This window comes from Pedobacter sp. CFBP9032 (assembly GCF_034045265.1).
Classification (GTDB): domain Bacteria; phylum Bacteroidota; class Bacteroidia; order Sphingobacteriales; family Sphingobacteriaceae; genus Pedobacter.
This window is the reverse complement of the sequence record NZ_JAXCWE010000018.1, coordinates 55,448-67,765: the sequence shown is the minus strand read 5'-3', so window position 1 is coordinate 67,765 and position 12,318 is coordinate 55,448. Positions and strand designations below refer to the sequence as shown.

Sequence of the window (12,318 nt, the reverse complement as noted above, 5' to 3'; positions counted from 1 at the left end):
GAGTAGGTCGGTGCCAAATCTTAAAAGCCTCAAAAAGGCATTTAACAAAGAACCCTTGCAGTAACAACTGCAGGGGTTTCTGCGTTTGTGAGAATAAGGAGTAAAGACTAAAGCTGAAAGACTAAAGGTTATAAGTTATAGGTTATAAGTTAAAAGTCTGGGAGCAGATAGCGAACGATCAACAATGACATACGAAATCGAAAAAAATATCAACTATAAAAATTCTTCGCATATCCATCACTCGTCTTCCTGATCTTGATTCAGGATCTTTGCATAGCCTATGAAACAACGATAGACGAAAAAAGACAAATCTCACTATTATCTCCCGCAGATTTTAGGGATCTCATAAATTTAGATGAACAGTTGTTCTTGGTGTTTTAACGGAAGTAATACTTAAGTTAGGGATTCTTCGCTGTGTTATTAGTGACAGTAACATTAAGCAAACTTCCCACTAATTTAGTTATAGGTTAAAAGTTATGGGTTATAAGTTGAAAGCGCATAAACCAATACTGAACAACGATAGACGACAAACGATATATCACTTCATAAAATCATCGTATAAACTAATCACGCGTACTCCTGAACTTGATTTAGGATCTTTTACAGATGACTAAGGAGCAAGGAACAAAGAGCAAGGATTAAAGAGCAAAGCAGAAAGCTAAAAGTATATTCTTCGCATCATCCGTTGCAAGTCCTGCCGAAATTGATTCAGAATCTTATCAAAATAGTTGCTGAACTAAATTCAGTATGACGGGTGGGTTGGGATTCCCCTTGAAGACTCGTCCTCCTGAACTTGATTCAGGATCTTTTTATAGATGAATTAAAAACGAACAACAATTAGCGACAAATAATATCAAGACATCACTTCTTATAGTCTTCGTATAATGTCCCAGACATTATCTTAAACTTGATTCGAAACCTTTCATTGCTAACAGATGAAAAATGAGCATCAAAAATCAAAATAGGTATACTAATTAGAAAGTATGATGAAGAACTTCGAATACTAAATTATAGGTATAAAAGAAAAGGAGAAATACGTATTTCTCCTTTTATGTTAAACGTAATAAGAGGTATTAAGATTAACATTTGCTTTTTCTGCGATTTCAATGGGAGCATAATCAGATAATATTAAAGCTTCACCTTTTTTTACACATACATCGTGTTCAAAATGCACTGATGGTTTTCCATCTGCAGTTCTAATCGTCCAGCCATCCTCATCTAAGTATACTTCTTTCTTACCCATATTAATCATCGGCTCTATGGCTAAAACCAGGTTTTCGCGCAATAGACTTCCAGAACCTTTCCTTCCATAATTAGGTACTTGAGGATCTTCATGCATATCCCTGCCCAATCCGTGTCCTACTAAATCTCTAACCACCCCATAACCTTGATTTTCATTATGTGATTGAATAGCATATCCAATATCACCCATTCTTTTACCTGCAACAGCCTGCTCTATACCAAGATAAAGTGAATCTTTAGTCGTTTTAACTAATTTAAGGATCTCCGGAGAAACCTCGCCAATGATAAATGTATAGGCATGATCACCATGGAAACCATTTTTAATGGTTCCAACATCAACAGAAATAATATCACCATCCTTCAATTCCTCCTTTGTTGGAAAGCCATGAACAACCACGTCGTTTACGGATGTAATGATATGAAAGGGAAAACCATTATAGTTATAAAAGGAGGGAACGGCGCCATTATCCAGAATAAAAGTATTTGCCAATTCATCAATTGCCAGCGTTGTCATTCCTGGTTTTAATACCTTTGCTACTTCAGCTAAAGTATTACTCACCAGTTGTGCACTGATTTTCATAAGCTCAACTTCTTCATTCGTCTTGTAAATAATCATATCGCAAATATAAGCAATCTGCAATTTATAAGGTCATTTGAGATTAACTCTGTTTTGAATATTATTGATGAACACCTAATTTCACATATACTTTAAACTAATTTTGAAATTTGATCGCCCAACAGGTGTTAGCTATTTTAATGAATAAGTTGAATAACCCTACATCAGCCTAATATGGTAACTTCGAAATGACAGTTTCATATGTATAAATGATAGGCTTATCGTATATTCAGTAATAGATTGTATCTATATTAGTTTGGAAATGACGGAGTAAAAAGTCTTCACTGTAAAATTAAATCTTATATCTGTTTTGGTTTTTTAGATTTTAACCCTATTTTTATTTATAATTTTTAAATAATAGCTATAACATGAAAAACGGTACAGTGAAATTTTTTAATACAGAAAAAGGATTTGGATTTATTAAAGAAGAAAATGGTTCAGAAATCTTTGTTCACGTAAGTGGTCTTATTGACAAGGTTAATGAAAACGATAACGTTGAATATGAAGTACAAGAAGGAAAAAAAGGATTGAATGCCGTTAAGGTTAGAGTTGTTTAAAATATATCTTTTGAAACTTTGGCAGGCCACGTGCCGCTTCTGTTTTATTCTTTTTTCTACTTAATTTGACTTATTTCTCACTATCAAAATTGCCTTATTCTATACTTAGGTTACTATCTGAAATAAGAAATTATTTCTTTTCCAATTAAGAATAAAAGATTCTTAATTAGAATGTTTCAAACATTAATCCTTGCATCTTGTTGTTATACCATCTACCAATTATAAGATTATAATTTACTATGGAAAATCAAGAAAAAACAGTTGAGGTATTAAATGACCTAATTGAGATTAACAATGACAGAGCAGATGGTTTTGATAAAGCATCAAGCGATTTAAGTGATGAGAATATCGATTTAAAAGCAACTTTCGACAAACTTTCATCTGATAGCAGAACAAATGTTACTGAACTTGCTGGTTTAGTAGGTCGTAACGGTGAAAATCCTGATACTGGCAATACGGTTTTAGGTACATTGCACCGTGCGTGGATTGATATTAAAGCTAGCTTTGGTGGCGATGATCGTCACAGTATTCTAGCAGAATGCGAGCGCGGTGAAGATGCGATTAAAAAAGCATATAGAGATGCACTTCAGGAAAATGAACTTGGTGAAAATGTTAGATCCGTATTATTGAAACAACAAGATGGAATTAACATTAGTCACGATGCAATTAAAGCACTAAGAGACGCGCATAAAGCATTATAATCAATGCTTATAGTTTTTTAAAGCCACTGGAAAACATTCAGTGGCTTTTTTAATGTCTAAGCCATTCGATACTATTTAAATGGTTTAGACAATATGAATATTCATCTTTTTCTTAAGAATTTAATAGAGGGCTTAGCTAAAAACATTCAGATAACAACATAATCTGGATTCAGAATTAACTAGCCTTTAACTTTTTAATATAATAAGCAGGAATCAGCTATAATAACAAATACTTAAATGTATCTAAAACGGTAAGATTAATTGCTATTTAAACTCCGCATTTTATTTGATTTTTATCTTTGTTTTTAGTTTTTAGCCTACTGAGTGTTTCTTCTCTCATCACTAAATAACTTGCTAGAATTCGTGCTGGTAACCTGTACTTTCCATTTGCAATATTGAAGAGCCGATAACGATGATCAGCAGAGGGCAGCCTGCAGAGCCTTGATTCACAAACCATCTTTTGATATTTCATACTAAATATCTTTCTTGCCATTTTATCTACTTCAGGATATTTTCCATATAGACCTTCGACAAAATCTCTCGGTAATAAAATTAATTCGGAATCATGAATAGCTTCTAAACTTTCATCTTCTAAATAATTTGCTATTTCGGTAAAACCAATCAGTTCATTCTCACCGTATAGCGAAAGTGTTATCTGCTTGTTTTCAATGGCTGTATACTTTCTTAAAGTACCACTGGTGATGAATATGGCATTATCGCCTCCCATTCCATCAGGATGTAGCTGCGTATTTTTGCAAACCGATAGGATAATGGCATTTTCCCGAAGCAGTTCAATGATTTCATTTGATACAGGTGCTAAAGCACTGCAGAAATTAATTAATGGATTAAGTTTCATTTTGCACATTTACTAATGATGAGGCGCATGCGTTGCAAAGCTATACCTTTTTAATTAAATTTTAATGTTAGATCCGCAAAACAACGATAACCAATGAGATTCAGTTAATCAAAAAAGAGAAATTGACTTTTACAATGATTAACAAAGGTTTAAATATTTTTGATTTACAGACATGAATATCGGTAGATTTATACATTTACTTTTAAGTAAAATAAGCCATTATTTGTATGGACTTTGCTTAAAAAGGTAACTGGGATTACAAATGCTGTTTTATCCATATGATCATGGATAGTAGTGTAAATTGCTTATTTTATGACGATTATGGGGATTGTAATTAAAGAATAACGCTCTAAAATAGGAGAGTTATTTTATCCATCGAATTTCCGATAAATAGATGAATGAAGAATATTGATTGCTATTTTATGGATAACATCTTGTATGCTAGTGGTCTTAAAAATACAGGTTAACTTTTAAGATTCTCCTAACCGTCTATATCATCATACCCTATAATTATCAACGGTTTAAATCAACGATATTAAATTTTCGCTGATATCTTTTCTTCTGCGAGCGCCAAATCATCTTCCGACAGGTCAAGTGGCTCATTTTTTACCGTTGCTGCAGGCATATACTTTAAATCTACAGACATAGGAAAATGATCCGAACCACAATTCTGTAATCTTTTAATTGAACTCAACGCGAAATCAGTAGAGCAAAAAATATGGTCAAGAGGAAAACGAAGCAGCCAATATTTTGCATTAAAGCTATTAAAAAAACCGCGTCCACGTCTTGGATCCAGCAATCCACTTACTTTACCAAATAGTTCTGTGGTATAGCTCCATGCAACATCATTTAAATCGCCCATCACCACTACGGGTAAATCAATATCTTTAGTTTTAGCTGCAACGATTAATATTTCTTTATCTCTTTCGGTACTCCTGGGGTTTTCTTGTGGAACCGGTGGTTCAGGGTGCAGACAAAATAACTTTACTTTCTGACCTGATCTTAAAGCTACTGTTGCTTCCATGGAAGGAATATCAGACTTAACTAAATAATTAACTTTTGCATCAGTTAATGGGAACTTCGAATACAGTAACATGCCATAGGTGTTCTCCAATGGGGCTTTAAGCTGGTAATGGTAGATATCCTCAATTGAATCCATTTCATTTTGCCACCATTTATTCGTTTCCACCATTAAAACTACATCAGGCGCACAAGATGCAATAAGGTTATGATAATCTTTAGATTGACGGTTCTCCTGATACACATTGGCAATTAAAATTTTTAAATTGTCTATTCCATCACCTCTAGAACTGGTAATGATTTGTTTTTTACCCAATACCGTGAATGGGAAAATGAGGTAAGATAAATAACTCAGGTTAGTTAGAAGACAGACAAATACCAGCCAGTCTTTAGTGTTTTGAGGGAAAGCAAAATAAAGGATTACAGCAATCAACAAAAGGTTTAAAGATAGTTTTTGAAGCCTCGGGTATTCAAAAACCCTAAATATCCAGAAGTCATGGCGAATGAAGGGAATGATCGTTGAGAGGATGACAATTATGCTAAAGTAAAAAAGAATGTCGTGTATCAATGCGTTTGGTTTTGAATTTAGATAGCTTAACAAGTAACATCTTAAAATGTTCTAATGCCACCATTGGGTAGCAGGTATGATCAAAATAAGGAGCTATCTAATGAGCAGCATTTCTTAATAGATATCCACTATTAACAGGCATTTGTAAAATTAGATTACTATCTGTTAGCTAGTGCAAATCAATTAACCAGCAAAAGAAAATTTCCTGGTATCGGTTAAACCAATCGTAAAATCGTATTTTTTCATTTCGTAAGCAATTGCCAGGGATTGTAATTGGTGCAATTCTTCGAAATTGGGTAGTGTTTCTTGTGTTGTAGAGTACAAAGATTTTATCCGGTCGATAACTGCGAGATAAGTTTCGTGATTGATGATTTCGTTCATTTGTGTGGATGCGATAAATTTAGATGAACAACAAACCAGGAAGTGAAAAGTTTTATGTTCGGGTGGAGAATTATTATTTGCAATTGGCAGAAGATATTTGTCACTAAAATGAAGGAATGTTTTGATTTTTCCTTTTAAAATATTTCCCTGGATACTAAAACTTTACGGTATGTTATTGGTTAGTAAATAGTGAAAACGTTGAATACTATGGAAAAGCGCATCTATGTGTTAGAAGATAATGATGATATCAGAGAGATTGTGTCCCTTCTGTTAGAGGAAGAAAAATATGAAGTATTTGCTTTTCCAAATATTGCTGCTTTTCGATTTGGTTTAGCAAAAGGTAAACCCGCTGATCTGTTTTTACTGGATGTAATGTTACCTGATGGCAATGGAATGGATTATTGCAGTGAGTTAAAGTCATCGCCAGTAACTTCATGTATGCCTGTTGTTATGATGTCTGCTAATTTTTCTAATGAGGAGATCAATAAACGTTGTTTCGCTGATGATTACATTCACAAGCCATTTGAAATAGATGATTTTGTTAAACGGATTTCTGCACAAATTCATTAAACCCACTCAGGGAGAATAATTAATATTTTAAACATCCATTGGCTACCTGATTCATTAAAGACCAAAAAATAAGCTATTAAAACTATAATATGCTTAACAAACACATTGAAAGAATCACGACATAGATTAGCTTTAGATTAATCCACTATTATAAATATCATAATTTTATTTCGCGGGATATATCATTAACATTCAAAATTGATTGTTAAAATCACAATTATTGTAATTAAGTTTGCAGTCCAATTAATGAGCGAAAGAAATAACGAAATTTTTTTGACGAAATACTATGCGCGACTAAAGGGGTTTGCAATTCGAATTCGTTACAGTGAATACCTGACTGATGCCCTGAGAAATACATTTGCCATCATTATTCCACTGATCATTTTAGCTTATTTTGGGCAACTCGTTGCTGGTATAAGCATAAGCATAGGTGCGATGTTTATGAGTTTATGTGATCTTCCAGGGAATAGGAGAGATAAATTGAGTGGTGCAGTTGCAGCTATTTTATCTTTGGGTGTTACCTCATTTATCATTTCATTAAGCCTTGCCAATCCTTACATTGTAGCAATATCTGTGGTCGTAATCACCTTTTTGTTTTCTATGCTTTCTGTTTTTGGAAATCGACTTTCCATAATCGGCCTGATTGGCACTGCATTGATTGCTTTTACACTTGGTCTTCATCCGAAACAGCCCTTAGTTTTTAGCGGCTACATTGTTATCGGCGCTGCCTGGTATACCTTAATTAGCCTTACACAGATTTATCTATGGCCATACCGGTCGCTGCACCACGCCATTTTTGAAGCTATTCAGGGTACTGTAGCTTTAATGGAATTGCGTGCTAGTGCCTATCAGGAGGGAATCAATCTTCGCGAATTCAATGCACAGAACATTACTCTTCATTTGAAATTAAATGCAAGGCAGGAACTGATCAGAAGTTTGTTACTCAGGGATCGCATCGCGATGTCTGCTGAAAATAGATCTGGCAAAAAGCTACTGGCAGCTGCCTTGGATATTATCGATCTTTATGAACAGGTAACCGCAATTCATCACGATTATGGAGAAATCCGAATGGCTTTGGCACCATCTAACACCTTGCCTAAAATATTGGAAATCATCTCTCAACTCTCTGCGAAATTGGAATATAGTGCTGTGCAATTTTCCAATACTAAATCTTATGTTTCCGATGGGATATCACAACGGCATATTCAGAACAGCATAAGTGAGTTATTGGCGATTTCGGATTTACTGCCGTTGGAAGAAGGGAATTTACTTTCCGGAATAGCTAAAAACTTGCAAGATATTTCAGAAATTGTAGAGCGCTTATCTTTTGGTTACTCATCAGCTTTGCCCGATACAGCTATTATTGAGACAGAGGTTTATAAAGATTTTATTCCAGAGCCTCCATTTAACTGGCAAAATGTACTTTCTCAGTTTTCTTTCCGTTCACCTGTATTCCGATTCGCACTTCGTTTGAGTCTTCTTTGTCTGATTGCGATTATGCCAACGCTACTATTTCCAGATCAGCGTTATAGTTATTGGCTCTTATTAACAGTGGTTATTGTAAACAGACCTAGTTTCGGTTTGACGAGAAAACGCAATACCCAACGTTTATGGGGTACATTACTTGGTTTACTAATTGGCCTTTTACTTGCTTTTGCATCAGTTTCCCTGCAATTGGGATTAGCTGCACTAGGCTTAATGGGTTTTTTCCTTTTCAACCGCACGCATTACATGTGGGGCGTTGCTTGTGTTACAGTGATGGTGGTTTTGGCATTAAATGTATACCATGGCCATGTCTCGCAAATTATCAGTGATCGATTATTATTTACATTAATTGGCTGTGGACTTTCCTATGTTTCTATTTTTATCTTTCCGATCTGGGAAACTCCACGAATTAAGGCACTGATTGCGGATTGCCTTGCTGCAAGCCGCCATTATTTATTTTGCGTCGTATCTGAGCGTAAAGGGTTCTTAAACTATCATTATAGAACCAAGCTTGCCAGAAAAGATGCATATATCAGCTTTGCTTTTTTAAGTGAGGCCTTACAATCCATAAAAAAAGAGCCTCTTGCAAGAGCGATAGATTTAAGTGGATTGGAAGATATCCAGGTACTAATTTATCAATCTAACGGGGCAATCGCTGCACTCTCGCTGGCGAAGGAAGTAGATTACGCTGTGACTAACGAAGCCTTTGAAAAATGTTTAAATGATCTTGATCATTGTATTGCATCTGCATCATCGGTAGATCTTACTGCGCTTATTGAAGAGAAGCAAAGTATGATTCCTTCTAAAATGTTACTCAGCATGCTTACCGGGCGTTTAAAATCCTATTTTAATTAATATTTTTTCAGGCGATCCTCATCTTTTAAGTTTATGTTTTATCGATCAATGGAATGGTATTTGTACATCGGATAAAGATATATTATGGATACGCAACAAATTAAAAATACTGCCCATGTACTTTTAGGTGCTGGATTAATCGTAGCTGGGATTGGACACTTAACTTTTGCCAGAAAAGGATTTCAGGCACAGGTTCCGGACTGGGTTCCATTAAAAAAAGATGATACCGTTGTATATTCAGGTTTTGTAGAAATCGCTTTAGGTACTGCGCTGGTTGTAGCGCCTAAGAAATACCGATCTGCTGTTGGCATTCTGGCAGCCTCACTGTTTGTAGGAGTCTTTCCAGGTAATGTAGCACAATATACCAATAGAAGAGATGGCTTCGGTCTGAATACAGATAACAAAAGATTAGCAAGATTATTTTTTCAACCTGTATTGATTTACTGGGCATGGAAAAGCACAAAGAGATAAATATTTAGATCTGCGCATGGATAATATCTAATTATTATTAGCTTCTAAAACTCAATATGGCTATAGGCTTGGCTGTTCAATTTGTTATATTTGATAAACGAAGTATATAAATATGAAATTACGCCAGCTTTACAGCTTTTTTGTGCTGTTAACTTTATTTCCAATTGTTGCCTTTTCTGCAAGTGTTGATACCATAACTACCTACAGCAAAGTGATGAAAAAAGAAATCAAGGCAGTGGTAGTTAAGCCAGATTCTTATTCTACCGGAAAGAAATTTCCAACCTTATATTTATTACATGGAGCTGGAGGAAACTATTCTGATTGGGTGAAGCAGACACCCGATCCGGAAACCGTTAAGCGCTTAAGCGATGAACTATCGATTATGGTAGTCTGTCCTGATGGCGGCATAACCAGCTGGTATTTTGATAGTCCGATTGATAAAAGCTATCAATATGAAACTTACGTTTCTTCTGAGCTGGTGAGTTATATCGATCAAAAGTATTCCACAGTAAAAGATCGTTCCGGCCGTGCAATTACGGGCTTAAGCATGGGTGGTCATGGTGCGTTATACCTGGCTTTTCGCCACCAGGATGTTTATGGTGCCTGCGGAAGTATGAGTGGGGGCGTAGACCTTCGTCCTTTTCCTGAAAATTGGAACATTGCTAAAAGGTTAGGGAAATACAGTGAAAATTCTGAACGATGGGAGAACAACAGTGTAGTGAATTTAACGCATTTGTTAACGCCGAATAAGCTTTCTATTATTATCGATTGTGGTTCAGGTGATTTTTTCTACAAGGTAAATGTTGCGCTACACGAAAAACTGTTGGATCGAAATATTCCACACGATTTTATTATTCGTCCGGGAATACACAATTTCGCCTATTGGGGAAATGCTATTGCTTATCAAATGCTCTATTTCAGCAAATATTTTAACCGGGATCAGCAATGAAAAAACTGGTAAAAGAAGAACGGGCCAAAGGTAAAACTACCTCCGGCCCGTATCTAAATTAACGCTCTCGAGACGAAAGTAGCAGTTTCATGATTACTTTCCAAATAAAATTTAAGTTTCAGAATTATCTTCATGCTTTCTTCATCTTAGCGATAGCTAATTTATAAAGCGAGAATCAATCACTCCAAAAATAACATAAATGATAAAGCCTTTGATATCAATAGAGTACTGCCCGCGTTGTGGATGGATGCTTCGGTCTGCATATATGGCACAAGAGCTTTTAACTACTTTTACAGAACAACTGAAGGGGGTAACTTTAATTCCAAGTGAGTTAAGCGGAACGTTTCTGATTTCAATAAATGATCAGATAATCTTTGACAGGAAAGAAGCAGGTCGCTTTCCAGAAATAAAAGAACTTAAAAAATTAGTGCGTGATCATATAGATCCGGAAATGAATCTCGGACACACCGATCGATAAATATCTTTTTCTTAAAGATTCCTGACTAAGCATATGATAAATAGCGTTAAAAATGCTGTTTTCTAATAAAGCATTCCTGAATTGAATCAGCTTCCGCAAACAATGATTTGATTTTGAAGTTATATCTCTGTTCAGGAATGGCTGTGAATGCAGTTTATTCCCGACGGGCTAAAACAATAAATATGAAACACTACGATGCGATCATCATTGGCGCTGGTCAGGCAGGGGTTCCACTTGCAAAAAAAATGGCTGAAGCTGGGAAAAAAACAGCAATAATAGAGAAACGATATGTTGGCGGTACCTGTATTAATGACGGATGTACACCTACAAAAGCAATGATCGCCTCTGCGAAAGCTGCATATCAGGCTAGAAAAGCTTCAGAACTTGGCGTAATGGTTGGTGATGTTACCGTTGATTTGAAAAAGATCAAAAAAAGAGCTGACGGTATTGTAGAAATTTTTAAAGAAAGCGCTGAAAATGGGATAGAAGAAACCAAAGGTTTGAAGTTATACATGGGTGAGGCAAGTTTTATCAGTGAAAAGGAGATTCTGGTAAGGTGCAAGGGTGGAACGGAAGAAAAGCTATCTGCAGATTTGATTTTCATCAACACCGGAGCCAAGACAATTATTCCAGATATTGAAGGGATTGATGATGTTGACTACTTAACCTCTACCACTATCCTTGATTTGGAAGAAGTTCCAGCGCATCTGGTAATTATCGGTGGAAATTATATTGGTTTGGAATTTGGCCAGATGTTTAGCCGTTTTGGTAGCAAAGTCACTATTTTAGAACAAGCACCTATGATCCTCTCGAAAGAAGATGATGACATTTCTAAAGCAGTTACTGAATTTTTGGAAGAAGAGAAGATAGATGTGATTACTGGTGTGAAGATTAATCATATCGGCTGGAAGGGCGATAACATTGAAATTTCGGAAACAACTGGTAAAAAAGATAAAAGGATAAAAGCGAGCCATTTGTTAGTTGCTGTTGGTCGGGCACCTCAAACGAAGGATTTAGGATTAGAAAATTGTGGGGTTGAAACAGATGAACATGGCCATATTTTAGTTAACGATAAACTAGAAACCAATATAAAGGGCATTTATGCGCTCGGAGATGTAAAAGGTGGACCTGCCTTTACACATATTGCTTATAATGATTATACAATTGTTTACCGCAATCTGATTGAGAACACAGATTTATCCACCAAAGACAGAGCGCTACCGTATTGTATGTTTACCGATCCGCAACTGGCCAGGGTAGGGCTTTCTGAAAAACAAGCTAAGGAACAGAAACTGGATTATGAAGTGGCAGTATTGCCGATGAAAAACGTAGCCAGAGGGATAGAAACCAACGAAACAATAGGATTGATGAAAGCAGTTGTAGATGCGAAAACAAATCAGATTCTTGGTGCTGGTATTCTCGCTTCAGAAGGTGGCGAAATTATGTCTGTGTTGCAAATGGCTATGGAAGGCGGAATAACTGCTGAACAAATCAGGTATGGTGTGTTTGCCCATCCAACTTATACAGAATCACTAAATAATTTGTTTATGAAAATCCATAAATAAGCAT

The 12,318-nt window shown here is 35.7% G+C and carries 12 protein-coding genes; 8 read left to right on the top strand and 4 right to left on the bottom strand.

The genetic code is table 11. The features are described from left to right. Window positions 1-1,054: 1,054 nt before the first annotated feature. Window positions 1,055-1,858: a type I methionyl aminopeptidase gene (gene map, locus SOM16_RS22120; RefSeq protein ID WP_320466175.1), complete on the bottom strand. Its 804-nt coding sequence runs from the start codon at window positions 1,856-1,858 to the stop codon at window positions 1,055-1,057. Between the two features lie 368 nt (window positions 1,859-2,226). Between map and SOM16_RS22115 the strand changes: the two genes are divergently transcribed. Continuing rightward, window positions 2,227-2,415, top strand: coding sequence for a cold-shock protein (locus SOM16_RS22115; RefSeq protein ID WP_320466174.1), 189 nt, complete (start codon window positions 2,227-2,229; stop codon window positions 2,413-2,415). A 239-nt stretch (window positions 2,416-2,654) separates the two neighbouring features. Beyond that, window positions 2,655-3,116 (top strand): PA2169 family four-helix-bundle protein, encoded by a 462-nt coding sequence (locus SOM16_RS22110; RefSeq protein WP_320466173.1) that lies wholly within the window; start codon window positions 2,655-2,657, stop codon window positions 3,114-3,116. A 268-nt stretch (window positions 3,117-3,384) separates the two neighbouring features. On the opposite strand, the gene SOM16_RS22105 is transcribed toward SOM16_RS22110, so the two are convergent. The 3 genes from SOM16_RS22105 to SOM16_RS22095 all read right to left on the bottom strand — a co-directional run bounded on the left by SOM16_RS22105 (window position 3,385) and on the right by SOM16_RS22095 (window position 5,941). Then, window positions 3,385-3,972 (bottom strand): Crp/Fnr family transcriptional regulator, encoded by a 588-nt coding sequence (locus tag SOM16_RS22105; RefSeq protein ID WP_320466172.1) that lies wholly within the window; start codon window positions 3,970-3,972, stop codon window positions 3,385-3,387. Window positions 3,973-4,507: 535 nt separating this feature from the next. After that, a complete protein-coding gene (locus SOM16_RS22100) occupies window positions 4,508-5,425 on the bottom strand; it encodes an endonuclease/exonuclease/phosphatase family protein (RefSeq protein ID WP_320466171.1) in 918 nt (305 codons plus the stop codon). 318 nt (window positions 5,426-5,743) lie between these two features. Beyond that, complete coding sequence (locus tag SOM16_RS22095) at window positions 5,744-5,941, bottom strand: hypothetical protein (RefSeq protein WP_320466170.1); 198 nt, start codon at window positions 5,939-5,941, stop codon at window positions 5,744-5,746. A 207-nt stretch (window positions 5,942-6,148) separates the two neighbouring features. Between SOM16_RS22095 and SOM16_RS22090 the strand changes: the two genes are divergently transcribed. The 6 genes from SOM16_RS22090 to SOM16_RS22065 all read left to right on the top strand — a co-directional run bounded on the left by SOM16_RS22090 (window position 6,149) and on the right by SOM16_RS22065 (window position 12,314). Then, on the top strand, window positions 6,149-6,511 hold the full coding sequence (locus SOM16_RS22090) for a response regulator transcription factor (protein WP_320466169.1): 363 nt from the start codon (window positions 6,149-6,151) through the stop codon (window positions 6,509-6,511). Window positions 6,512-6,757: 246 nt separating this feature from the next. Further along, entirely contained in the window at window positions 6,758-8,851 is a 2,094-nt protein-coding gene (locus SOM16_RS22085; RefSeq protein WP_320466168.1) for an FUSC family membrane protein, read from the top strand. Between the two features lie 84 nt (window positions 8,852-8,935). Next, on the top strand, window positions 8,936-9,322 hold the full coding sequence (locus SOM16_RS22080; RefSeq protein ID WP_320466167.1) for a DoxX family protein: 387 nt from the start codon (window positions 8,936-8,938) through the stop codon (window positions 9,320-9,322). A 112-nt stretch (window positions 9,323-9,434) separates the two neighbouring features. Beyond that, a complete protein-coding gene (locus SOM16_RS22075) occupies window positions 9,435-10,271 on the top strand; it encodes an alpha/beta hydrolase (protein WP_320466166.1) in 837 nt (278 codons plus the stop codon). A 199-nt stretch (window positions 10,272-10,470) separates the two neighbouring features. Next, window positions 10,471-10,749, top strand: coding sequence for a SelT/SelW/SelH family protein (locus SOM16_RS22070; protein ID WP_320466165.1), 279 nt, complete (start codon window positions 10,471-10,473; stop codon window positions 10,747-10,749). 182 nt (window positions 10,750-10,931) lie between these two features. Then, the gene (locus SOM16_RS22065) at window positions 10,932-12,314 is read left to right on the top strand and encodes a mercuric reductase (RefSeq protein WP_320466164.1); all 1,383 of its coding nucleotides are present in this window, start codon (window positions 10,932-10,934) and stop codon (window positions 12,312-12,314) included. The last annotated feature ends 4 nt before the right edge of the window (window positions 12,315-12,318 follow it).

Excerpts from the sequence above, each read along its gene's own strand:
- map (WP_320466175.1), bottom strand. The coding sequence starts at position 1,858 with ATGATTATTTACAAGACGAATGAAGAAGTTGAGCTTATGAAAATCAGT.
- SOM16_RS22115 (WP_320466174.1), top strand. The coding sequence starts at position 2,227 with ATGAAAAACGGTACAGTGAAATTTTTTAATACAGAAAAAGGATTTGGA.
- SOM16_RS22110 (WP_320466173.1), top strand. The coding sequence starts at position 2,655 with ATGGAAAATCAAGAAAAAACAGTTGAGGTATTAAATGACCTAATTGAG.
- SOM16_RS22105 (WP_320466172.1), bottom strand. The coding sequence starts at position 3,972 with ATGAAACTTAATCCATTAATTAATTTCTGCAGTGCTTTAGCACCTGTA.
- SOM16_RS22095 (WP_320466170.1), bottom strand. The coding sequence starts at position 5,941 with ATGAACGAAATCATCAATCACGAAACTTATCTCGCAGTTATCGACCGG.
- SOM16_RS22090 (WP_320466169.1), top strand. The coding sequence starts at position 6,149 with ATGGAAAAGCGCATCTATGTGTTAGAAGATAATGATGATATCAGAGAG.
- SOM16_RS22085 (WP_320466168.1), top strand. The coding sequence starts at position 6,758 with ATGAGCGAAAGAAATAACGAAATTTTTTTGACGAAATACTATGCGCGA.
- SOM16_RS22080 (WP_320466167.1), top strand. The coding sequence starts at position 8,936 with ATGGATACGCAACAAATTAAAAATACTGCCCATGTACTTTTAGGTGCT.
- SOM16_RS22075 (WP_320466166.1), top strand. The coding sequence starts at position 9,435 with ATGAAATTACGCCAGCTTTACAGCTTTTTTGTGCTGTTAACTTTATTT.
- SOM16_RS22070 (WP_320466165.1), top strand. The coding sequence starts at position 10,471 with ATGATAAAGCCTTTGATATCAATAGAGTACTGCCCGCGTTGTGGATGG.
- SOM16_RS22065 (WP_320466164.1), top strand. The coding sequence starts at position 10,932 with ATGAAACACTACGATGCGATCATCATTGGCGCTGGTCAGGCAGGGGTT.